This is a genomic window from Nocardia sichangensis (genome assembly GCF_047200615.1).
GTDB lineage: Bacteria > Actinomycetota > Actinomycetes > Mycobacteriales > Mycobacteriaceae > Nocardia > Nocardia sichangensis.
In genome coordinates this window covers 1-25,495 of the sequence record NZ_JBJZOK010000045.1, presented here as the reverse complement: position 1 = coordinate 25,495, position 25,495 = coordinate 1, and the positions used below count along the sequence as shown (strand labels likewise).

At 67.4% G+C, this 25,495-nt stretch carries 9 protein-coding genes; 5 read left to right on the top strand and 4 right to left on the bottom strand.

Translation table 11 applies throughout. From position 1 onward, the window contains the following. Window positions 1-70 precede the first annotated feature (70 nt). From ACL03I_RS36195 to ACL03I_RS36185, 3 genes are read left to right on the top strand one after another with little or no spacing between them, the layout of a single operon-like run. The gene (locus tag ACL03I_RS36195; protein ID WP_412808249.1) at window positions 71-1,627 is read left to right on the top strand and encodes a hypothetical protein; all 1,557 of its coding nucleotides are present in this window, start codon (window positions 71-73) and stop codon (window positions 1,625-1,627) included. Then, window positions 1,627-14,370: a WXG100-like domain-containing protein gene (locus tag ACL03I_RS36190; protein WP_412808248.1), complete on the top strand. Its 12,744-nt coding sequence runs from the start codon at window positions 1,627-1,629 to the stop codon at window positions 14,368-14,370. Before ACL03I_RS36195 ends, ACL03I_RS36190 begins: the two co-directional genes overlap by 1 nt. A 17-nt stretch (window positions 14,371-14,387) precedes the next feature. After that, window positions 14,388-14,918, top strand: coding sequence for a type VII secretion system-associated protein (locus ACL03I_RS36185; RefSeq protein WP_412808247.1), 531 nt, complete (start codon window positions 14,388-14,390; stop codon window positions 14,916-14,918). Window positions 14,919-14,963: 45 nt separating this feature from the next. On the opposite strand, the gene ACL03I_RS36180 is transcribed toward ACL03I_RS36185, so the two are convergent. The 4 genes from ACL03I_RS36180 to eccD are packed head-to-tail and all read right to left on the bottom strand — an operon-like array spanning window position 14,964 to window position 22,176. Next, complete coding sequence (locus ACL03I_RS36180; protein ID WP_412808246.1) at window positions 14,964-15,257, bottom strand: hypothetical protein; 294 nt, start codon at window positions 15,255-15,257, stop codon at window positions 14,964-14,966. A gap of 25 nt (window positions 15,258-15,282) precedes the next feature. Beyond that, window positions 15,283-19,317 carry a type VII secretion protein EccCa gene (gene eccCa / locus ACL03I_RS36175; RefSeq protein ID WP_412808245.1) on the bottom strand — a complete coding sequence of 1,345 codons (4,035 nt, stop codon included), beginning with the start codon at window positions 19,315-19,317 and terminating at the stop codon, window positions 15,283-15,285. Between the two features lie 11 nt (window positions 19,318-19,328). Next, entirely contained in the window at window positions 19,329-20,726 is a 1,398-nt protein-coding gene (mycP, locus tag ACL03I_RS36170; RefSeq protein WP_412808263.1) for a type VII secretion-associated serine protease mycosin, read from the bottom strand. After that, window positions 20,719-22,176, bottom strand: a complete 1,458-nt coding sequence (gene eccD, locus ACL03I_RS36165; protein ID WP_412808244.1) for a type VII secretion integral membrane protein EccD — start codon at window positions 22,174-22,176, stop codon at window positions 20,719-20,721. Before eccD ends, mycP begins: the two co-directional genes overlap by 8 nt. Window positions 22,177-22,402: 226 nt before the next feature. Here eccD and eccA point away from each other — a divergent pair, with 226 nt between their 5' ends. Together eccA and ACL03I_RS36155 are read left to right on the top strand one after the other, a co-directional pair. After that, window positions 22,403-24,223, top strand: a complete 1,821-nt coding sequence (gene eccA, locus ACL03I_RS36160) for a type VII secretion AAA-ATPase EccA (protein ID WP_412808243.1) — start codon at window positions 22,403-22,405, stop codon at window positions 24,221-24,223. A gap of 489 nt (window positions 24,224-24,712) precedes the next feature. After that, the coding region (locus ACL03I_RS36155) for an SDR family oxidoreductase (RefSeq protein ID WP_412808242.1) at window positions 24,713-25,495 on the top strand (783 nt) is incomplete at its 3' end.

Below are 25,495 nucleotides of genomic sequence, written 5' to 3'. Positions count from 1 at the left end.
CGCCTGAAGGTTTGGTGAACTCCGTCGGCGCGCCGCGCGAGCGACACGAGGGCGACGGCACGATCGCCTTGTGGCACCTAACCCTGACGCCGGTAGCAACCCGTTCCTTTCGCTGTTCGGTGAGTCGGGGCGGTTCGGGTTGCCGGCGGGGTTGTCCTTCTTGGATCTGGGTGAGGTCTGGCAATCGTCGGGGTTGCCCTGGGATCTCGATGGCGAAGGCAAGCCCGAAGACGGAAAGCGCGTCAAGGACGCGGATAAGGACGACAAAGATAAGAAAGATGAAGACGAGAAGAATCCGAAGGGCGACAGGGACGATCGCGCCCCGGCGCCAGGAGGCGGGTCCGGCAAGGGCGGCTCGGGGAAGCCCGCGCCGAAAGGCGGCGGTGCGGGGCCGAGCGGCGGCCCACCGGTCAACAACCGCCCGAGCGGTGGGAACCCGAACATTGGCGGCAAGCCCAACAGCGGTTCGAACCCCTACGGCGGCCGGGCCAATTACAACTCCGGTGGCGACCCGATCAAGGTCGACCCGCAGGATCTGATCGACAAGGGTAAGCGGCTCGCCGAACTGCCGAGCGCGCCGAAGGGTCTGTTCGACATTCTCAGCACACTGAGCGACTCCTTGCAGCGGCTGGGAAGTCCATGGGGGGCGGACGAGTTCGGTAAACAGTTCGCCGAGGGCGCGACAGGCTATTCGGCATCGGCCGAAGCGCTGGTGGGCAACGCGAGTCGGGAATCGGACGCCACCGGGGCGATTCCGATCTTCGGACAGCTACTGGTCAACTATGGCACCACAATCGAGCAGGCGGGCAGAGCATTCGCCGCGGGCGAGGACCTCTACGCCCAGTGGATTCTGAAGAACTACGTAGACGAGAACGCCAGTGGCGACCCCGGTCCGTACAAGGGCCCGCTCAGCTCCGATCCGAACTTCGGTAAGAACACCGGAAACAACAACCCGTCCAGCCCGCCGCCGGGTGATCAGGACCAGCAGTCCGGCAATGGAGGCGGACAGAATTCGGGTGGGTCCACCGGCGGTGGTTCTGATCCCGCTGGTTCCTCGGCCGGTAACCCGGATGCCGACCGGCCGAACGGGCCTTCCACGCCGAATCTCGCGGCTACCGGTACTCCCGATCCTGCCACGCCACTGAGCGTAGAGGCTTCCTCCTCGAACCCGATCGACGCACTCGCGACGCCGGGACCGACGCGCGGCGGCATCCCGGCACCCCCCGGCGCGCCTGCGTTCCCCGGTGCTCTCGGTCCGAACGCATACCGCGCGATCGATCCGGGAACGGTTGTGCCAGTTGACAAGACCGGTGGTCCGACGACCGGCGGCAAGGGCGGCGGCATTCCGTCGGCGCCGCTGCCGCGGATGCTCGGGGCGGCCTATGACGGGGAGAAGCTGGTGCCGAAAGCCGGTGGCATCGGCGCCCAGTCGCGTGCGGGCGTACTGCCCCAGGCCGCGATGCCGGGGATGCCGGGGACGCCCGCGATGGGGAGTAGTGGTCAGTCGGTCTCTGGCAAGGAGAAGCGGCAAGAGCGTCGTGAGCCGCCGGTCGAGGAACAGTTCGAGCCGGAGCCCGACGCTGCCGACCCGTGGCATGGGCCCGGTCTGCGAGACGGCGGCCGGTGATGTCGATTCCCGATGCGGTACGGCAATCCGATATCAACCTGCCCGAGGACCTGCGGTGGTTGAGCTGGGTCGCCGGTAGCGCTTGGCCGGAGGGCAGCGAGAACGGCATGTTCGCCCTCGCCGACGCCTGGTCGGAAGCCTCGGCGGGATTGACCGGGCTGGTCTCGGCTCTCGACGACGCGGTGGACGATATCCTCTCGGCGTATCCGTCGGCCGGTTCGGGTTCGGCCATGTCGCGCACCCTGCGGAACCTCACCGATGAGTCGGATCAGGCCTCGTTGCAAGCTATCGCCAAATCGCTCGGTCAGCTCGCTGATTCGTGCGATCAGGTCGGTTGCGCGATTCAACAGAACAAGATCATGATCATCGTCGGCCTCGTACAGCTGGTCTACGAGATCGCGCTCGCGTGGCTGTTCCCGCCGACCGCCGGCCCGACGCAGGCGGCGTTGATCGGGTGGTACCGCATTGTCTTCCAATACCTGAAGCAGCTGTTGCGGCAGATGCTCGTCGCCGCGCTGAAAGCCATGGGGCAGCAGGTGATTCTGACGCTCCTGATCCAGCTGGGACAAATGGCGGCCGGACATCGCGACGGTGTCAACGGCAAGGATTTGTGGTTCGCGGCGCTGGGCGGCGCGCTGGGTGGTGCGTTCGGCGCGATGTTCGGCAAGCTCGGTGGTGATCTGTTCGAGCTCCTGGGCGGAAAGATCACCCGTTCGCAATTCGACAGCAGGTTCCAGCAGCTCATGCGCGGCGCCGTCGAGGGCGGCGCCGGTGGTGTCGGCGGAATGATCGGCGGTGGCATCGCCAACCAGGTCATCAACGGTGGCGAATTCGAACTGGACCCGAGGATGCTCGGCGCCGGTGCCGCCGGCGCGTTCAGCTCCGGCGCGGGACGTTGGCGTGGCGCCGGCGCCGGCAAAGTGCACGTCGATCCCGTCGGCGGCCCGCGCAGTCCGGCCGGATCGACACCACCGACCGAAGTGCCGCCCTCGGATACCGGGCCCGCGGCTGCACCCAAGAGCGTTTCGGACTCGCCGAATGGCAACGCGGGGAGAGGGAGTGGCGCGCAGCCGAACGAATCGCTGTCCGAACACCACAGTGGGTCCTCGGCATCCAACCAGGGCGGTGATCAGACCGATGACTCGATCGTGAGCTCAACGCACCGGAACACCGCCGAGGACAACCTGTCGCAGCAGTCGTCGTCCGCGAAATCGGGTGGTGACGACTCTTCCGCACCGAACACCGGTCACGCGCTCGCGAACCATGAACAATCGGGATCGACTGCACAACGGCAGTCTTCCGAGACGGCCGAGCCCGCGTCGCAGCAGCACGACGGCGGTCAGCTCGTACCGCAGCCGCACAACGCGGCAACCGCATCCCAGCAGGCGGCGTCGAACGCCACCGGCGGGGACAAGTCCACGAGTTCGTCGCCATCCGCCCAACGTGGCGCGGACACCAAAGTTGTTGCAAGCCGAGACAACATGCCGACGGCACCGAGGAACGACGTATCCGGTGACCACTCGGCGCGTGCGCAACCGCGGGCGGGTGGCGCACTCGATGCTCCGGAGTCCATTCAAGCGAAACAAGCCGACTCGACCGTCGCGACCAAGTCGGACGAGGTGCATTCGAACCCGGTCCAGCGGCGTGCGGAATTCGCGCAACCCGAGATCGATTCGGTGTCCCCGAACCGGCCGGACGCTCCGCAGGGAACCCGGCCGACCTTTGAGAATTCGGCCGCGGCAACCGACAAGACAACACCGGTCAAGGAACCAGCCGGTGCTCCGAATCCCCAGGGCGACAAAGGGGAGAAGGCTCCGGCGCGCGACACCTCGGCATCGCCCGTGGCCGAACCGCGGGCCCGCGCGGGCGCCAAAGGCATAAAGGGCGTCAGCGACGACCTGGCTCTCGTCGGAAGGATCGACGAGGCCACCGGCCTGCGCTGGCGGCTGGTCGAGACATCGCTGCTCGATCCGGCCTGGCCGGGCGGCAAGGCCTTCATCCGGGAAGTCCTGGGCTTCGAGCAGACAATGCAGATGCTCCGTGGCAACAAGTCCCCGCACGAAGGTCGGGAGCTGTTCCGGCCATTCCAGGACGGCGACTTGCCGATGCGCCCTGGCTTCGGCCAGAAGAAGACGGCCGGCGCCGACGATCTCGGCGAGGGCGCGGGCGGCGGCGTCCGCGGTTACGACGAACGGAACTCCCGGGGTGTGTTCCGGTTCAACACCGACGAGCTGCCCGATCACCGGTACACGATCGACAAGGACGGCCTCTGGTCCAAAGCCTCCGATCCGGAATCCAACGGTATGCCGGATCCCGAATCGGACGTGATCCCACGCAAGGGCGCCACGACGATCGAGGTGCCGCGCCAGGGCCCGATTCTCAAGCGCTGGGCCGAAATATCCGCGCCCGCAATGCGGACCGTGGTCGGTGACCATGACGGCAACTGGTACGTCGGCAAGAACCTGCATCACGAGCAATTCCACAACGCGGGCGTCTACGTGGCTTTCCAAGCGCAATTCGTCAACGGGAAAATGGTCGCGGTGCACGACTGGGCAGGTGCGTACCAGCCCTCGCCGACTCGGGTGAAAGCCGCGCTGGAAAAGCTCGGGATCTACGGCGACCTGGCCCATTACGACCAGCAGGGACGCAAGTACACCGATTCCGATCGCGAGGGGTGGACGCAGGCCGTCGAACCGACGCCGACTTCGCGAAAGACGTCTGCGACAGAGATTGATTCGACTGAGCTGCCCGAGCCGGTCACCCGTGCCGTCTCCGATGAGCCGCAGCGGGACTTCCTCCGGGAAGCCGAAGACATCACCCGGATGTACAGGCGTGAAGATTGGGAGAACGCCACACCTGAGGACCTGCGGGAGGCGCTGCGAGGCAGCGTCCACCACGATGCGCGCGACGCGGAAAGCGTTGCGAAATATCACCGCGCGGTGACCGCCGCCGTCGAAACCATCCGGCGGGGGACAACGAAGTTCGACGACGACGGTGCGGAGGTGGCGCCGGGCAAGGTCCTGCGCTGGACCCAGGTCATGGGCACGATGGGAATGCGCGAGGGCCCCATCAATATGGACGCGGGCGAGGGTAAGACGTTCGTCTTCCTCGCCGATTCGATTCTGAAGGCCGCCGCCGGTGACTCGGTGCACGTTTTCACCACTCGCGACACTCTGGCCAACGATGCGGTCAATCTGTACAAACAGGTTCTCGGGGTGCTCGGTCCGGACGTGTTCAACGTGGTCAGGATGAATCCGAACGGCGCCGACGAGACCGGCCTCGATCCGGCGAAGCCGACCATCTATATCGGTACCCTCGACGATGCGGCATTCGGGCAACTCCGCGGCAAGTTCATGCGCGGGGATATCGCCGTCATCGACGAGCTCGACGAGGCGCTGTACTACGCCGACACCACCTGGATCATCTCCGACGGCCCCAGCCTGGCCGCGGATCCGCATATCGCCTCCCGCATCATGGCGGCTCGGCACTTCCTCGACAATCGGCTTGCTTCCGGGGATCTGAGCCCCGCGGACTTCGATCGGACGGACGGGCAGGTCGGCGGCCCGGCGAAGCTCAACGCCGAAGGCACCGAGAAGGTCAGAAGACTGCTCGCCGAGGAGGATCCCGGCGCGAGCCCCGACGACCTCGCCGTCCAGATCGACCGGGTGAATTCCGCCGCATCGGCGCACTGGGAGTTCGTCGAGAACGACCACTACATCGTGCACCGAGGTGGCGACGGCGTCGACAAGGTCTACATCATCGACCAAACCACCCACAAGGTGATGTTCGATCCGGCGACCTCGACCGAGAGCCGGTGGAACGGCGGTCTGGCTCAGGCGATCGAGGCCAAGCACGGGATCACGATCCGGGGCGACTCGGTGTCTTCACAAAGCCTCACCGCCAAGACCATGCTCGCGGAGCGGTACGAATGGCTCTCGGGCGCTTCGGGCACGGCCGAGGGGGTGTCCGGCCACCTGGTCGACAACTACGGGATGAAGCCGGTAGTCACGGTTCCGCGCTTCACGGAATCGAAACTGGACACTCTCGAGGCGAATCTGGCTCCGAACCAGTCGGCCAAGCACGATGCGATCGCCGACAAACTCATCGGTCGGCACCGTGCCCAGGCGCGTCCCGAACTGGTGATCACCAACCGCAACAGTGAGGTCGCCGAGATCTCGGCCCGGTTGAAGCTCGCGGATATTCCGCACGAGGTCGTCGATGCCCGGTGGTTCGCCGACCGGGGCCCCACCGCGGAAGCCGACCTGAAAGCGATCTTCGACAAGGCGGGGCAGCTCGGCAAGATCCTGATCATCAACCGTCAAGGCGGCCGTGGCGTCGATATCGAGATCAGCGACGCCGTCAACGCGGCCGGTGGCCTGCATGTCAGCATTTCGGGCAAGTCGGATGTGCGTGACATCGATATCCAGGCCGAGAACCGCGCCGCGCGCAACGGCCAGCAGGGCAGTGTCGAATACTTCCTGGCCGCCGACGACGCGCTGTTCGCCACCGCTCCGCACCACGCCCAGACAATAATCCGCTACACCGACGCGGTCACCAGCCATGAGAGCGCGACCGTCCGGCTGGATGAGGCGCGGGCCACAAAGGACCTCGCGGAGCGTGCGGATGCCGAGGGTAGCACCGTGCGAACCCGCACGGTCCGGGACGCGGCCCTCGGCGAGTACACCATCGCGCGGGACGCGCACCGGGCGGCGACGGCCGAACGCGAAGCCGCCGAGGCCGCGGTGCGGGCCGCGGCGTCGCACCTGCAAGCGGAAAACGCCGCACGGCGGATGGGCCGCACCGTGCTGCCGCCGACCGCCGTCGTCGCGAGCGCCGCGAGCGTGGCATCACACACACTCGCACGGGACCTGGATATCCCGTCGCCGATACCCGAGCGGCAGGCAGACCTCGGGCAGCCGGAAACCGATGGCTCCCAGTCGCCTGCCGGTTCGTTCTGGGACGACCCGACCGGGGCCGAACTGCCGCAGCTGTTCGGCGACGATCTGGTCGGTACGCCGGTGCTGCCACTCGCCGTCGTCGATTTCCCGGGCCTGTTCGTAGCCGATACCACCGGGCATCTCGTCGCGTTCGGGACCGAGGAAATGCCGGTGGTGCGGACCTATTCGCACGAACAGGGCCTCGTGCACGAAATTGATCATCCGAGTTCCGGCACGGTGGTGTTGGACAGCGTCCTGGTGGCTGAGCTTTTCACCACCCGGACGCGCGATGACGGCACGGTGGTGGTGAGTTCGACGGCGACGGGGGCGCATGTCGTCACCGCCGGGACGGCGTCGATGTTGCCCGCCGGGTCCGTCTACGGACGTCCTGATCCGCTCGACTCGACCAAGTTCACGCTGTACGGCGGGTCGAATGTCGGCTGGTTGTCCGTGGACGCGAATCGGATCGGCGTGACGACTCGCCGGGCAACCGATCTCCTCCAGCGTGATGATGTCCCCGAAGCGGCGTTTGTCAACGGCCACGAACCCGAGCGGGTACTGTTCGCTGACCCCCAGAGTCGTGTGCTGGGCGAGCGGCTGGCGGAGCTGGCCGACGAGATCAAAGCCAGTCGCAACGATGCCGCACTGTGTGCCGAGTTGACGGCGCGGCGGAAGGCATTGCAGGACGAGCTGGAGAATCACTTCGCGATGCTGCCGGTGGAGCCGCGCGCCATCGCTGTGGCACGCGCGATGCAGCTGGGGAGCATCGATCGACACACGGCGAGACTTGCCGCCGAGCACAATATTTCGCTCGAGACGGCACGCGCGGAGATGAAGGCCGAGCTGGTCGCGGCGCTCGCGGGCAAAGATATCGCCGTGCGGATCTTCGAGGAGTCGCTGCTGGAAGTACTGCGGGATGGCCGGTTCAGAACGATATTCGATCTGGGCGACACCGACACCGGAATGAATGACCGAGCGCTGCTCGAAGCCCGCTGGTTCGGCCATGACGTGGATGACCATCCGATCGATAAGCGGGCCGTCTACGGGTACGTTCGCGTCGGCGGTGAACAGCCGGTCGGCGAGCTGAACGACGAACGATTGAATGTCTACGGCGACGCCGTGGTGGTCCTGAAGTCCGCAGTGCGGGCCCGCACGACGGTGTGCGTGGGAGATTCCATCGAGCATCAGCAAAATGTCTATCCTTCGAGCCTCGAGGACCCCGCACCGGAGTCCTTCGGCGTCTACCCGCCACGCAGACCCGGCCTCCCGCGCGCCCATGTCGGTCTGCGGCGAGACCTGACGCATCCGGATTTCCGGAAGTGGGGATACGTGGAGGCGCAGGTGCACGGTGGCGTCACCAGTGCCGACATCGATCACGTGGTCTTCAAGTGGGAGCCGGAAACAGCCCTGCGGGATCAGCTCCATGCAGCCGGAATTCCCTGGAAGGTACTCGAGCACACGGCCCCGCCGATCGTGAACAAGCCGGGGCAGGCGGACCCCGCGATCAGCAGCGGATGGAAAACCTATCTCAACTCGTCGCGCGCATCCGATGATCCGAATGCGCTGCACGGCAAGAACTTCCTGGGCGTCACGGTCAATTTCACCTACGCCGACGTGGTGACCCAGGACCTGATCGGACCGGCGGGGACGCCGATCGGGGTCAGTTACAAGCACGTCGAGTCGGAGATCGAGGGGGCCGAGCGCTGGGCGGGTGCGCAACAGTGGCACGACAAGGTGGTGCGTACCCGGCCCGGTCAAACCGGCAAGGATGTCTTCGCTGGCCAGACCAGGGTCGGGCACGAGGTCGTCGCGGCGCCGTGGGCGGCCGAATACGGCGGGGTCGGCCGGGAACCGATTTTCGTCAACGCCCACGCTGGACCGAACACCTTCGAGATCCGGCTGCGAACCGGAACGACGCTCGAGGTGAGCGGCGCGACATTCGCCAAGCTCGTCGAGCAGTCCCCGGCGCTGGAAGCCGCGCGCACCGCCGGCGGTCCGAGCTCGGTCGTGCTGGTCGCGTGCGAGCCTGCGAAAGGTTCGGCGGCCACCGATTTCGCGGCTACGGTGCACCAGTGGTTTCCGGCCGCACCGGTGCATGCCGCCGCCAGCGCGGTCTGGATCTCCAACTGGCGGAACCCGGCCGTGCCCACTGTCCGTTACCGCTACCTCGCCGCCGACGACAATGCCGGTTGGGTGAGTTTGCACAGCGACGGCACCCGGGTCGAGCACGCCGGCACCCGTTATCCCGCCGGCGCGACCGGATCGTCGACCACCGTCGCCACCGAGCTCGCAGGGTCGAATTCACTGGGTTCCAGCCGCAATCCGATCGTGCGGCAATGGAAAGAAGTCCTCGATCCACCGGTGAGCTCGCCCCTGACGACGACCACTGCGGAAGGCGTGCGCGGCGCGAGCAAGCGGCACACCGAGTTCGATGTCTCGGACGTACTCACCCGAGCCCTGCTCGACAAGAACGGCACCACGATCGGAGTGTCGTTCGTCCTCAAGTCGGAGGGGCAGCGCGAGGCGATCAAGTGGGCGCGCGCGGCATCCGGGCAGGACAGTGTGGTGCTGACCGATACCGGTCAGGCCGTGGACCAGGTCACCAAGCGGCGCTTGGAATTCGGCGAAAATTTCGTCGACGCGCCATGGAAGACCGACTATGCCCAGAACGGTCCGGGTCCGGTCTATATCGACGCGCACGCGGACTCGAAGGGGTTCATGGTCGAGATCATCTGGAAGAAGGGGACGAAGCAGGAGTCGACTCGATCGGTGCGGGTGGACGGTGCCAACTACGCCAAGATCGTGAAGGCCGCCGAGGACTTCCGGGAGGCGCTGGGGCCAGGTGGTCAGGCGACGGACCGGTCGCTGGTGCTGATCTCGTGCAAGGCGGGCAAGCGGACGGCGGCGACCGATTTCGCCCTGGCGATGCGCGATCTGCTGCCCACCGCCCCGGTGCACGCGGGCGCGGGCGTGGTGCAGGTCGGCGTCAAGAAGGCGCAGAAGACCATCGCCACTCTCGGTGTCAACGACAACCGGGGCTGGGTCACCATCGGTCCAGATGGCGCGAAGGTGGTGCAGCAGAACACGATCAAGCATGCGTCCGCCGCGGTGAGTGGGTCACCCGGGCGGTCTACGGGGACGCCGACCGGCGTGGTGCCCGAGGTTGCCGAGGAGACGGTGGCCGACACCACCGCGGAGTCCGGGGCACTCGTCACCCCGGCGGTGAGCAGTGGCTGGCGCACGTATCTGAACTCGTGGCGGGTATCCAACGATCCGGACGTCCTGCACGGCAAGAACGCCTTCGAGTTGCCGATCAATTTCACCTACGCCGACGTCGTCGCGCACGAGATGTTCGGCTCGACCGGAGCATTGACCGGCGTCTGCTTCCAGAACCGCGATCTGGAACTCGACGCGAATCGACGCTGGGCGGCAGCGACGGAATGGCACGACAAGGTGGTGCGCACCCAACCGGGGCAGACCGGGAAGCAAGCCTTCGACGGTCCGAAAAGGGTCGGACAGGAGGTGGTCGACGCGCCGTGGGTTGCCGAGTTCACCCGGACCGGACACCGACCGGTCTTCGTCACCGCCCACGCGGGTCCGAACACGTTCGAGATCCGGCTTCGGACCGGAACCACGCTGGAGGTGAACGGTACGACGTTCGCGAAGATCGTCGAGTGGTCACCGGGACTGCGAGGCCCGCTGAGCACCGGCGCGGCGACCTCGATCGTTCTGCTGGCCTGCAAACCCGCGAAGGGTTCGGCGGCGACGAAGTTCGCGCGCACGCTACACCAGAACTTCCCGCATGTGCCGGTTCATGCCGCCGCTACCTCGGTGTGGCAGTCGACTATGCGTTATACGGCACGGCCGAATGTCGACTATCGCCTGCTCGCGGCGGACCGCAATGCCGGTTGGGTGACATTGCACAGCGACGGCACTCGAACAGAGCACGCGTCCACTCGCTACTCAGGCCCGGCCGCCGCTTCGAGTGGCGTGGTCGGCTCCGGATCGACCACCGGTGGCACGCTCAGCGCTCCGCTGCGTTTTTCCTCGGACCAGGAAGCCACCGAGGTGGTCGAGGCGGTAACCTCCGCCGAAGCGGCCGCGAACGCCGCTAGCCTGTGGAAGTGGCTGACCCGCAACATGTTCGACGACGCGTTCGACCACGCGGTGCGCGGACGCAGGCTGCGCGACGGGTCCGGTCTCGAGGAACTGTCCGATCTCGAGGATATGTCCGAGGATGCCCGGCACCCGGCGCCGGGCGCGGGCTTGCTCGCCGACACCGCCGAGATCCAATGGGGCGATGACGCACTCGCCGCGCTGTTCGCCGACCCGGACGAAGGCTCGACGGCAACGGCGCTGAGCCCACCCGCCGCGATGGCGGAGCATCACCCACCGACCACGGAAACCCTGGGGGCGTTGCCGTTGCACGTCGCCCCGGCCGCCGAGGCGTTCGTTCGCGGCGATCGATGCGTGCTGATCGACGGACTCGGTACCGCGCACCGGCTCGACGTCGGCAGCGGCTGGCGCGCCGTGCAGGGAACGTTCAGCCATCCTGGCACCGGAGCCGAATACATCGGGCTGGTTCCGCTGGATCAGAAGCACGATGCCAGTCCGATCCGGATCCGTAAGATGTTGCTCGCCGAGGCATTCGAGGAGAATGCCGCCACATTCTTCTGGGAGACCACCTATTTCCTGGCCCGTGCCGGTATCGGAATCGACGGGTCCGGCGACACCCCGGTCTGGCTACCTCCGCGTGCCGTTGTGGCGGTGAAACACGCGCAGAATCCCGATGGGACACCGGATCCGAGCCGGACGATGCTCGGGCGCCCGAAGGCCGCTACGTGGCACACCCTCGACAGCGACATCCTCGGTCCACTCGTCCCCGAACTGCGCCGGTCGACCAATCCGCTCTGGGATGAGATCAGTGGTCCCCGGGTGTCGGACGTGCGGCAGGGCGCGCTGGGCAACTGCTTCCTGGCCGCCAACATGATGGCGCTGGCCCGCAGCCCGCTGCCCTTGCTCCGCGAAATGATGACCGATCTCGGTGACTCCGTCGCCGTCCGGTTCTTCGACAAGAACGGTGACGCGGCTTGGGTACGGGTCTCCAAAGATCTCTATGTCAACGGCGACAACAGCACTCGCTACGCCGCCGACCTGGGCGTGTTGTGGCCCGCGGCCCTGGAGAAGGCCTACGCGGTCTTCGGCGGTGAATTCGGCTACGCCGGACTCGACGGCGGCAGTCCCGGCGCCACCGCCGCGACGATGCTGCCCGCCACGCTGCCCGGCGGCTTGCGGTTCCAGCCGTCCCGGGCGGTCACCGATGCCTATTTCCATCATCCGATGCGCATGGACATCGACGAACTCCGCAGCCTGGCCGGCAGCGATGACGAGTTCGCTCGCGCGGTCTGCGCATTGCGTGGCGAGTGGGAAGATCGGGTGCGCGATCATCGCGCACGCGAGGCGAATCCGATGGGTGCCGACGCGGATCGCGCACAGGTGCTGGCACTGGTGGCCGGCAACGGGAACGACGTGTGGGCCGCCGTGCGTGAGTTCTACCGGCTGATCCGGCCGGACAACCCCGGCTCGACCGAGGGGTTCCGGCGCTTCCTGAACCGTGAGTTGAGCCCGCAGCAGCGCACGCGCTGGGCTTCGCACATCGAGCGCCTCGTCGATTCCGTGGACCGGGCGGCGTCCTGGCGCACCCGTGAGCTGGACCAGCAGATCGGCAGGCACATCGCCGAACGCGTCTACTTCGCCTTGGGCCGAGGCGATCTGGTGATGCTGGGTACGCGCAACTGGGGTCGCGACGACACCGTTCGATTCCCAGGCCTGGCGGGCAATCACGGCTACACGGCAGTCGGCGTGCAGCGAGATGAGGACGGCAACCCGGTGGCGTTGCGGCTGCACAACCCATGGGGCACGAACAGATCCGCACAACCTCCGCTGTCGGGGATCACCTTCCTGGCCGACGGTGTGGTGGACGTGGAGCTGCGGCATCTCAACAAATTCGCCACCCTCGCGATCTGTGGTCCGGGTGCGCGCGGCCTGTTCGGACTCGACCGGCTCGCCCCGCCTGGCGTCGACGATCTGGTCGGAACTCATTCGGAGACACCGGAACCGGCACAGTCGGCCGACGCAGCCGAACTTCTCGGCGTCGAGTTGCCCGGCGCCGACGAGGACGACGGTCACGCGGTCGCGCACGTCTCGCATCCGATCGATTGGAAGAAGCACCTCGGTGTACTCGGACAGCTGGGCGGTGGAAAGAAGTTGTCCGGCACCGCGGATCACACCGTGGTGCGGTTCCGCGCGAAGAATCTGATCCAGGAGCCGATCCTCGATCAGCAGGGCCGCACGGTGGGCATCACCTTCCTTTACGGGCCCGACGAGTTGGAGGTGCTGCGTACCTGGGGGAACGCGCCGAACGGCCACGGGATGGTTTTCCGCACTCGGCCAGGCGAAGCCGGGTCCGCCGCGCTCGCCGGTGACCGGAATCGGATCGGGTTGGACCGGTTCGTCCCGGCTCCGTGGGTGGCCGAGTACCAGGAGGGCAAGCCGGGACCGTTCTACATCTCGGTGCACGCCGACAGCCGCGGTTTCGAAGTCCGCTCGCGGGCCGGGCGGTCGATCGCCGTCGACGGTACGACCTTCGCTGCCATCGTGCAGGCGTCGCCGACCTTTCAGGCGGCAATGACATCGGGTCCGTCGCGGTCGGTCGTCATGATCGCTTGTGCGGTGGCGAACGGCTCGGCGGGCGAGGAGTTCTCGGCCGCACTGCACCGGACTTTCCCCGACCGCCGGATCTACGGGTCTCGCGGCGATGTCGATGTCCATGCGGAGAGTGGTCGCGGGGTGGGCCTGCTGGCCGCCGGCGACAACGCGGGGTGGATGTCCTACTTGAACGCCGTCGCGACCGACCACGCCGCGACGAGGTACGACGCTCCGGCCACCGATGGCAGGGCGGCATTCGTCGAACAGACGGCGAATGACACCGATATCGTCGACTGGGTCGAGCAGTTGCGCTCGACGGAGGCATTTTTCGGTGAGGAACCGTACTTCGCGGTGACCAGCGACCACCGGGTAATCGGCTTCTTCGGCGCGGACGTGGTCGTCAACTCGATGCTCGATCACCGCGGCGCTGCGATCGGAGTCAGCTTTCATCAGCCAGGCCATCTCGAGGGCGAGCTGTTGTGGGCGCGGACGGAGAATTTCCACAACGTGGTCACCAGAATGCGCGACGGCGACGACGATTTGAGTGTGGTGGTGCAACGAATCCTGCGTGAAGAGTCGTCGCGCACCGAAAACGTCCGTGCGCCGTGGGCCCTCGACTATGCGAACGGGAAGAATGGACCGGTATATATCAGTGCGCACGCCGATGCGAACCTCTTCGAAATCAACCTGCGATCCGGGGTGACCATCGACGTCGACGGGCGGACCTTCGCCTCGATCGTCCAGTCCGCGCACCCCTTCGGCGACGCGCTCGCCTCCGGGCTCGCCGACGCGCTGGGGACGCCGAAATCCTTCGTCTTGATGGCATGCAAGGCGGCAGCGGGCGTTGCGGGATCCGGTTTCGCCGAGGTCTTCGGCAGGGTGTTCCCGGGGCGCCCGGTCCATGCGAGCACTGGCACTGTCAACTTTCATGTCCTGCGGGTCGACAAGGAGGAGGGGCCGCCGATACGGATCAGCTGGCTGGGTGCGAGCCACAATGCCGGCTGGATGTCCTATCGCAACGGCCAGCAGATCCGGCACGACCATACCCGGCACCCACCGCCACACCCCGATTCGACCGAATCCAGCCGAGAAGACTGATCGAGAAGGGCTCATCAATGACCGAGCAGAGCAACGACAACGACGCGGAATGGCTGTTCCTGATCGATCCGGGCTGGCAGCCCGCCGACGAGGACGATCGCCCGCCCGCACACGCGGTGCTGGGTGGCTGGTTCGTCGATACCGACGGCGCAGCAGGCGAATTCCAGCCGAACCCGGACTATCGCCCCGCCGACGAGAGGTCGTTCATCGACCCGATCGACGCGACATTGCGGCTGGTCCTGGAGCAGCGGGCCGAACCGGGCCAGCTGCTGGCGACCCTGCGCGGTGCGGTGGTCGGTGTCGCGGTCGACGAGAACGGCAATCCGGTCGTCGCGGCGTCCCCGGATCAGATCCCCTGCGTGCTGGTGACCTCGGCGCCCGAGCACCGCAGGCACGCGCAGGTCGAAGGCTGGACCGAGGTCTCGATGGCCGAACTCGCCGCGGCGCTGCCGGACGAGGGCATCGATGTCCTGATCAATCCCGGCGCTCCCGCATCGATGCGGCTGCTCGCGGGTGCGGTGAAGGCGGCGGTCGCCGTCGCGACCTGAGCGTGTGGTCGCTGAGCGGGCGTGCGCCGGCTCAGCGACCGTCGTTCAGAACCGCGATTCCTCGAAAGCGTCGGACCGGCAGCGCATTTCGGTGATGTGCTCGGGCGTCAGCAGCCGGTCGGGTACCGGTTCGTCGCGGCGCGTGAAGCCGGGCCGGGCGAGCAGTGCGGCCAGGGCTAGTACCTGGAGATCAGCCGGCGCCACCGTGTAGCGACCCGCGGCATCGACCATGCGCGCGTCGACGACGATGCACACGCTGCCGACCGCGACGACCGGAGCTCGATCGCCGCGCTCGGCCACGATCCTCGGCAGGTGCGCGGGGACGCTCGGCTCGTTCATCACAGGCCTTTCCGATCGGACCGGATCACAGGGCGGGCAGCTGACAGATCTGGACGAGCTCGCGCCCACGCGTGCGTGACACCAGCATGCCCCGGCCCGGCGGATACTGCGCCGGGCGGACGTCACCGAGCAGCACACCCTCGTCCTTGGGGGTGCTCATCAGAATGCCGTCGACCGACATGTCCTTGAGCGGGCCAAGGACATTGTCGTAGAGCGCACGCGACGCGCCACCGGCTCGCCGCGCGATCACCACATGCAGGCCGATATCGCGGGCCTGCGGGAGCAGATCGATCAGCGGCAGCAGCGGATTGTTCGACGCCACCATGTCGTAGTCGTCGACGATCACATAGACCTCCGGGCCGGTCCACCAGCTGCGTTCCCGAAGCTGCGTGGGGGTGATGTCGGCGCCCGGCATCCGCTGGGACACAAATCCCGCGACCTCCTTGAGGGTCGGGACCGAGGTTTGCGCCGAAGTCGAATATCCGGCCAGGTGCGGGCCATCGATGGCGCCGAGCATGGTGCGGCGGTAGTCGACCATAATGACCCGGGCATCGTTCGGGCTGCAATTCTCCACGATTCCCTGCGCGATATTGCGCAGCAGTGTGGTCTTGCCGCACCCGACGTCGGCGAAGACCAGCAGGTGCGGTTGCTCCTGGAAGTCGAGCACCATCGGCGCCAGTTCCGATTCGCTCAGTCCGATCAGGACCCGCTTGTTGTCCAGGCGCAGGCCCTGCGCTCGCGCGGTTTCCAGCACCTGTGCCCGGTCCAGTTCCAGCGGGAGTTGGCGCACGGGGGGTGCGTGGCGGTCACCATAGACCCGCGCCAAGGCTTCCTTGGCCGCGGCGACGCCCTCGGCGAGTGTCCTCGGGTCGACGTCGGTGTCGAGGCGCGGCAGCGCGATCAACATGTGCAGTTTGTCGGGAGTCATGCCGCGGCCCGGGCGATTGATCGGAACGCCCACTGCCGCGCGGCGATCCATCTCCGAGTCCGACGGGTCGCCGAGGCGCAGTTCGATCCTGGTGCCGATCTGGTCCTTCACCACCGGCCGGATCTCGGCCCACCGGTTGGCGCCGAGCACGAGGTGGATGCCGTAGGACAGACCGCGCGCGGCCAAACCGAGCACCTGGCTTTCGACGATGTCGAAATCCTCCCGGAACGCCGCCCAGCCGTCGATGACCAGGAAGACATCGCCGAACAGGTCGGCCGAGAGCGGGTGCGCCGCGCGTTCGTCCTCGGGCAGCTGGGCGAGCCGCGCCTTCAGTTTCCGGAAGTCGCGCATGTTCTCGATGCCGAGGTCGAGAAAGCGGCGTTCACGCTGCCGCAACAGCATGCTGAGCTCGGCCACTGTCCGCCGGACGCGGTCGCCTTCGAGGCGACCTGCCGCCGACCCGACGTGCGGGAGACCGGTGAGCGCGGACAAGGTGCCGCCACCGAAATCGAGGCAGTAGAACTGCACCTGCTCGGGGGTGTGGGTCGCCGCCGCGGCCGTGATGATGGTGCGCAGGGTGGTCGACTTGCCCGACTGCGGCCCACCGACCACCGCGATATTGCCCTGGGCGCCGGCCAGATCGATCGTGAGGACATCGCGCCGCTGCTCGTAGGGCTTGTCGACGATGCCGATCGGCAACCACAGATTGCCGTTGCGGTTGCTCTCCGAACGCCAATCCTGTTCGGGCAGCAGCATATCCACGGTGGGCGAGATGTCGAGCGGCGGCAGCCAGACTTCGTGCGCGGGTCTGCCGTGCCCGGTCAACCGCTCGACCACCACCTGCAGCAGTGACTGCTCGTGCGTGGGGGCGGGGGCTTCGGTCGCGGTCTCGCCGAGCAGTTCGCTCAGGTCCGGCAGTTCCACCGGGACCGGCTGCGCCGCGCGGACCGCGACGGCCGCGGCGGTGAAGAGGTCGACCGCGCCCGCTGTGCCGGTCGCCTCGGCGACGGCACGGTCACCGGCGGGCGGCACATAGGTGCCCGACACGTAGGTCGCGTTGAACCGCAGCGGGTCCGAGGAATCGCTCTTGAGATATCCGGCGCCGGGTTGACCGGGCAGGTGATAGGCGTCGGTGATGCCGAGCACCTGGCGGGACTCGCCGGCGGAGAAGGTGCGCAGGCCGATTCGGTAGGACAGGTGCGAGTCCAGACCACGCAGCCGGTTCTCCTCGAGGCGCTGCGATGCCAGCAGGAGATGCACCCGCAGCGATCGCCCGAGCCGGCCGATCATTACGAACAGTTCCGCGAAATCCGGTTTCTGCGAGAGCAATTCGGAGAACTCGTCGACGATGATGAACAGCGCGGGCAGCGGATCGAGCTGGGCTCCGTTGGTGCGCGCCTTCTCGTATTCGGTGACGTTGGCGAAGTTCCCGGTCGCTCGGAGCAGTTCCTGCCGGCGGGTCAATTCACCGGCGAGAGCGTCACGCATGCGGTCGACCATCGAGAGTTCTTCCTCGAGATTGGTGATCACCGCGGAAACATGGGGGAGAGGGTCGAGGCCGAGGAAGGTCGCACCGCCCTTGAAGTCGACCAGGACGAGGTTGAGCAGATCCGGTGAATGGGTGGTCACCATCGACAACACCAGCGTGCGCAGGAACTCCGACTTGCCCGAACCTGTGGCACCGATACACAGTCCGTGCGGGCCCATGCCGCTTTCCGCGGATTCCTTGATGTCGATCTCGACGGGCGTGCCGTCGGGAGTGACGCCGATCGGAACACGGAGGCGTTCGCGCGCGGATCGAGGCCGCCACACGGACTCGGCGTCGATCGTCGCGGCGTCGGGAATCGACAGCAGCGACATCAGACCGGGATCGCCGGAGACGTCGTCGCCGAGATTGACGATCTGGGCGGTGGTGGCGATCCGGAACCGAGCCATGGCGCGCGCGAAGGTGGCGGCCACCTCGGGGCTCAGCCGATCGGGACCCGCGAAATTCTCCACCGACCCGCCGGTGCGCGCGCCGATCACCTCCTCGTCGACGACCAATTGCAGGCCGCGCCGGACCGCGAGCCCGGCTGGTGGCGCGGTCAGGTCCAATACGGTGACCGAGTCGAGGCCCGCGTCGCTGATCGTGCGCTCGGAACCGCTGACATAGCCGTCGTCGATGACGACGACCACGTGCAGCCGGCCCGCGGTGGGCGGTGCGTTGCGCAGGAACCGGCCGCGCTCGAGCAGGTCCTCGCTCAACGCGGTCTCCAGCTCCGATAGCGACTCGTAAACCATGCGCGCCGCGCCGATCCCGTCGCGGTCTCGCGGATGTTGCAGGTGTGGAAGCCATTTCGTCCAACGCCAGGCGTCCGCATCGGGGTCGGCGGTGACGATGGCGAAGATCATGAAGTCCGGACCGTGAAAAGTCGCCAGCTCCATCAGCATCGACCGGAGCAGCGCGCGCCCGTGCTCCCGCGGGCCTTCGATGTTGACCGCGGGGAACGCGCGCAGCGAGATGGCGGTCGGCAGGCCGTGCACGACCGAGTGAGTGCGCACGAACCGGCGCAGCGCCACCGTCGCCACCGGTTCCAGGTCTTCGAGCGGGCCGGTCTCGGGCCTGGCCAGCTTGGTGGCGATGCGATGGCTGCCGACGCCGATCCGGACATGCCCGAAGTCGGAATCGCCGGGCCGGCGTTCCCACATCCGCCGTGTGCCGATCAGGGCGTGCAGGTCGACCGGGTGGGGGTGGCTCCAGATCAACGCCGCCCGCTGCGCAGTGCCGGTGCCGCGGACGTCACGGCGCAATTGATCGAGGTAGCGGAAATAGTCCTTGCGTTCCTCATTGAGCTCGGCGGCCTTCTTGCCACCGCCACCGGTGCGACCGGCGAACATGCCGACCATCGACATCAGCATCATCATCGGAAACATCATGGCCATGGGGTTGGTCAGCATCGACCGGCCGCTCATGGTGAACATCAGCGCCATCATGCCGACCATGGCGACCACCATGACCAGCGGAAGCAGGCGCTGCCACAGCGGGCCTGGCACCGGCGCGGTGATCTCCGGCGGTGCGTTGAGCACCACGTCGCCGCCGGGCGGCCGCGGCGGAGCGATCCGGGCCAGCCGAATGAAACCTTGTGTACTCATAGCTGTTCCGTTCAGTCGTCACCGGGCAGAACGAGCGGCATGCGCTGCTTGCGGCGGAAGGGGATCGACAGCGTCGAGAAGATGGCGAGCAGGGTCAGGCAGATCGCGGCGCCCGTCACGCCGATGCGCCGCGGCCACGGGTTCACCGGTGCGATCGGGGCCGGGCCCGCGATCTGTTCGCCGGCCGCCGGATCATGGAGCGGCGGATTCGGCAGTACGGCGGTGAGCGCGGCTACCGGATCGACCATGCCCGCGCCGATCCGGGCGTCGTGGCCGTCGCCGGGTGCATGCGCCGTGCCGATGATGCGATCCATCACCTCTTTGGCGGACAGCTGCGGAAAGCGTGCGCGCACAAGGGCCGCCAGGCCTGCGACGTAGGCGCTGGAAAAGCTGGTTCCCGCCACCGGCGATACCTGACCGTCGGCTTGTGGGGTGCCGTTGACCAGGCCGGTGCCACCAGGTTTGCTGTCGAGTGAAATCAGGTTGCTGCCGGGGGCGGCCACCGAGACCCACGGCCCGTACAGCGTGAACGGCGACGGCGAGCCGTCCGGCTCGACCGAGGCCACCGAAAGGACATAGGGCGAGAACCACGCGGGCGTCGCGATCGTTCTGACCGAATCCCAGCCGGCGCCGTTCTGCTGCTTGCACGCGCCCTGCGATTGCAGGTTTCCCGCCGCCGCTACCACGACGACATCGCGGTCGTAAGCGTATTTCAATGCGGCGCCGAGCATCCCGTCCACCGGGCCGGCACCGGCGGGCCGGCAGGACACTTCGGAGATGTTGACGACCGTTGCGTGCAGATCCACCGCGCGGACCACGGCATGCGCCAGGGTGGCGACGGTGCCGTACCCACCGGCCGACATGCCATCGGGCCGGTCATTGCCGTAGCTGTTCTTGGCTTGATAGGCCAGGCTGGTCTGCCGGATCGCGAGCACCGTGGCTCCCGGCGCGACACCGGCGAAACCATCGCCACCGTCCGGGGACGGGTGTGCGGCGATGATCCCGGCGACCAGGGTGCCGTGCCCGTCGCAGTCGGTCGTGCCGTCGGAATCGGAGACGTAGTCCCCGCCCGCGTCGACCGTCAACCGCGGATGGCGAGTGACTCCGGTGTCGATCACCGCGACAACCTGTCCCGCGCCGCGACCGAATTCCCAGGCGGCGGCGAGCCCGAGCGCCTTTTGGGCGGCGGGCACCCCAGCCGGAGGTGGTCCCGTCCAGTTGGGTTCCGAGCACAGCAGTCGCTGTTGCGAGGGTTCCGGCGGGGCCACCGGGGCGCCGGTGATCAGCAGGCCCGGATCGACCCCGGGCGGAGCGACGGCCCTGGCTGGACCGGTGGGCAGCAACGCCGCCGTGATCGTAAGTGCCGCGACGGCGAGCGCGGCCGGTGCCGATCGTGCGTGGTCACGCATTGCGGGCCAGGGCATAGACGTCGATGATCCAGAACACCAGTGGCCCGATCAGGCAGATCATGAGGTACTCCAGCAGCTCGCCGGCCCGCTGCACGACCGGCGAGATCTCGAGCTTCGGCCCGGCCACCCCGATCAGCAGCGCGAGTGCCGCGACGACGAGCAGCGCGCCCGCAGCGGGCAACGCGGCATCGGTGAGTTGGGTGCCGAGCAGCACCATCGGCGGGATCAGCGCCGAGCAGCCGCCGAGCACCAGCAGCGCGGCCTGGGTGAGGTCGGAGAAGGCACGCCCGCGCCGGGCCAGCACGATGCCGACCGCCACCGCCAGCAACGCGGTCTGCCAGAGGTGGTCCCGGGCCGTCGCGACCACCATGATCGTCGCGATCACCGTCACCGTCACGATCCCGGCGATCATCCCGGACTGATAGTCGTTGGCCCGGCGGGCCCGTTCGCCCAGCCCGGCCGCCGAGGGGATCGAGGTCGCGCCGATCGCGCCGATGCCCTCGATGGTCGGTCGGGGCTCATGGTCGCGCGGATCGATCACTCCGCCCGCGGTCGGCACCGGCGGCACCGGCAGCCGCGCTGCCGCGACCGCGATCCGCGGCGTCAGCGTGATGCCGAGCAGTGCGAAAAAGATGACTCCGGCCGCGGTTTTGGACGGTGCCACCTGCCATACCGTGGTCGTACCAGCGGCGCCGAGGCCGAACGCAGCGATCGTGATGACGGCGGTGAACATGGTTGGGCGCACCGCGATCACCCGCATCGCGATCGTCGCGAGCAGTATCGTGACAGCACAACTCAGCAGCAGGTGCGGTGCGCCCGGCCGACCGGGCACGAGCGCCGCGGCCCCGGTGCCCATCAGCAGCAACCCGCACAGCGCCAGGACCGTGGCGGGCAGTGTCGCGGCATACCACCGGGCGACGAGCCCAGCTCCGACCAGGACGAGGAGCCCGAACCCGCTGCCCGCCGCCCCGGCCCATCCGCCGGCCCCGTGTCCCGCCGCGTACAGCAACAGGAGGCAGGCGCTCGCGACCGCGGCGATCGCGCCGCCGAGCCCGGCCAGGCCCGCGGACTCGGCGGTCCAGCCGCGAAACGAGTTGTCGGTCAGCCGGGCCACGGCGTCGATCACGTCATCGAAGAGCGCGGGGGAGTCGACCGAATCCACTGCGGCCAGCACCAGCAGGTCGCCGTCGAAGACCTCGGCCTCGGTGAGCGTCCGGACCGGGTCGATCGCGGTGTGGCCCAGCCGGGACAGCGTCCAGTGCCGGGCGACCAGCGGCCCGTCCTCCTCGTGTTCGGACAGGTCCGGATTGCGAGAGGCGATGAGTGTCACCACATCTGGAATGAAATTGGCGATCGGGATCGTGGCGGGCAGCGCGACATCGACCTGAGTATTCCCGCCGATCACCGAGACTCTGCACAGCTGCGGCTCGATCGCCGTTGACTCGATCACGTGATGACTCCCGAATTCCCTGGTTACGACGATCAGGAAGGTAGCAATCACGGTGCCGCGCGGCGGTGGCCCGAGGCGGAGTTCGCTTTGTCGTAACCCGCGGTGTGGCAACGACATGCGGTTATCGCGTCGAGCCCGCGCGGCGGGGTGAACTGTCCGTGAATGGCCGGTGCTCGCCGTCCGGGTTCGCTGGGCTGGACAGCCGAGTCCGCGCTAATTTCCTGGCATGTCAGCGATTCGGCAAGCGCAACAGGTCTTCGATGCGGGCGTCCTCTCGCTCGGTCTGATGGTCGACGGCCAGCAAGCCGCGAAGAATCTCGAGTACGCCAAGGTCGCCTTCCGCCGGGCGACCGAGCTCGATCCCGACATGTGCGACGCCTGGCTCGGGCGCGTCGCCGCCGGGGACGCCACCCAGGAAGTGCTACGCCAGTTACACCGCACCTCGACGACTTCGCATCTGCGTGAGCAGCGCCGTCTCGGTCTGCCGCCGCGGCAACTGGCCGGTCGGTTCCAGATCGGCCAGTACATCGACTATCCGATCGCCAGCCTCACCGAGATCTGGCTCGCCCAGGCGATGCATCTCGTCGAGGACCGGGATTTCGATGCGGCCGAACGCGTTCTCGACGAACTCGACGAGCGTCGCAGGCAGCTGACCGAGGATCCCGACCGTGCCGTCGACGACAAGGTCTGCGCCTATGCGCGCGGCGTGCTCTATTTCACCGGTCAACTGTGGCAAGAGGTGATGGGCGTGCTGGCCGGGTCGGCCGACTGGCAGGACCAATACATGGCGGCCGGCGCGCACGTCATGGTCGGCACCGCCTGCGCCCACCTCGGCCTCTTCGGCGAGGCGACCCGCAGGCTGGAACTGGCCGAGCGCGGCCCGATTCCGGCGGCCCGGACCGCGGCCATGTACTGCCGTGGGCTGGCGTTGCGCGAACAAGGCCACGAGGACGAGGCGCGGGCGTTGTTCGAGACCGTCTACACGCAGGTCCCCGGGTTCGCCGCCAACGCCACCGCCATGCGCGATCCCAAGTTCCGGATCATGGTGACCACCAAGGAACAGATCGAATCACGCACCGACCGTTGGGATCCGGCGTCCGCGCCGTCGCTGGCGGAGGCGGCCGAGGAGGAACAGCATCACAGGGCCGAACTGATCCTGGCCGCCGCCCGCGCGGAACTGGCGGCGCAGATCGGCCTGGGTGCGGTCAAGGTGCAGGTCGCCAAGCTGCAGTCCTCGGCGATGATGGCCAAGATCAGGGCCGAGAAGGGCCTCAACAGCATGCCCCGCGGCCAGCATCTCGCCTTCACCGGCCCGCCCGGCACCGGCAAGACCACCATCGCCAGGGTGGTGGCCAAGATCTACTGCGGGCTCGGGTTGCTGAAGACCGACAAGGTCGTGGAGGCCAAACGATCCGACTTCGTCGGCCAGCACCTGGGTTCGACCGCGATCAAATCCAACCAGCTGATCGATTCGGCCATGGACGGCGTGCTGTTCGTCGACGAGGCCTACACCCTGATCCAAGCGGGCCTTTCCGGTGGTGACGCCTTCGGGCGCGAGGCCGTCGACACCCTGCTGGCGCGGATGGAGAACGATCGCGACCGCCTTGTCGTCATCATCGCAGGCTACGACGGCGAGATCGACCGCTTCCTGGCCAGCAACGACGGCCTGTCCTCCCGCTTCGCCAAGCGCGTGAAGTTCGACTCCTACTCGCCCGGCGAACTCTGCGAGATAGCCCAATTCATCGCCACCAGACGCGATTCTGCCGTATCCGACGATGCGGTCGAACTGTTGCGCGAGTCGTGCGCGACGCTCTACGCCACCGAAGGCACCGACCAGAGCGGCCTGCCCCGCCGCGGCGTCGACCTCGCCGGCAACGGTCGATTCATCCGAAATGTCATCGAAAGTGCAGAGGAAGAGCGCGAATACCGCCTAGCCATGGACGACAGCCTCGACCACCGCGCCCTCGACGAAGAAACCTTGATGCGCATCGAGGCCGACGATATGCGCAAGGCACTGGAAGTGGTGCTCTCAACCCTGATGCCCTGAGTGCGAACACAACTGGAAGTAGCAGCATCTCGCCGAGCTTGTTGCTGCCCAGACGGCGAAGTTCGCCAACTTGTACGACGTCAGCCACGAGCGCGAGGACGGCGCGCGACTTGTGTCGGAACGGTCGAGGCGGATGCCGGGAACCTTCCACCAGCTACCGCGAGACAGGTATGAAACAGCATGAAGTCACCTCTTTCGTGACCCGTCTGCTGATTCCTTCGACATCTATCGAAGCGCACCTTGGTTGCTGCGCGCCACCCTGCGCGTTCGCAGGGAGCGGGGGTGGGTGGCGTGACCAACGGAGGTGTGGTCATGTCCGGCTCGCGATGAGGCGGCACTGGAGCCGATTCTCGGCGGGTGGCAGTGCTTGAAACTGACGTCGACTTCAACTATACAGATGTCAGGGGCCGCATCGGGTCCAGCTGGTAGTAGGAGCCGTCCGTTCGGATGTGGCGGCGCGCCCCCATCGACACGAAAGCAGGTTCGGTAGTGCAGGTTGCAGGCAAGGTCGCCATTGTCACCGGTGGCGGCGGAGGCATCGGCGGCGCTATCGCGCGGGCTCTCGTCGGTGCGGGTACCCGCGTAGTCGTCGCAGACCTGCACGCATCTACCGCTCAGGCCGTCGCCGCCCGGATCAACGCCGACCATCCCGGTACCGCGGTGTCCGCCGGCGCGGACGTATCGGACACCGAGGCGATTCGCCAACTCATCGCGTTGGCTGACAAGCACTTCGGTCCCGTCGACATGTACTTCGCCAACGCCGGAATCGTCGGTGCGCCTGGGCTCGAGGCCGACGAAGCCGCCTGGAGCCTGGCGATCGACGTGAACCTGCGCGCCCACATCCGGGCCGCGCAGTTGCTGGTCCCGGCATGGGTGGAGCGGGGTGCGGGCTACTTCGTCAGCACCGCCTCCGCGGCGGGGCTGCTCACCCAGATCGGGTCGGCCACCTACGCGGTCACCAAGCACGCCGCGGTCGGTTTCGCCGAGTGGCTCAGCGTCACCTACGGAGACCAAGGGGTGCGGGTCAGCTGCCTGTGCCCACAGGGCGTCAATACGAAGCTGCTGTTCGGTGGGGACTCCGGGGAAGTCCTCGGCGCCGCGGCAACCCGCGCCGTCACCAGCGCCGGTGAGGTGCTCGAACCGGCCCAGGTCGCGGCCGACGTGATCGCCGCGATCGACGAAGAGCGTTTCCTGATCCTGCCGCACCCGCAGGTGCTGGACATGTACCGGCACAAGGCCGCCGACTACGACCGGTGGCTGCGCGGCATGCGG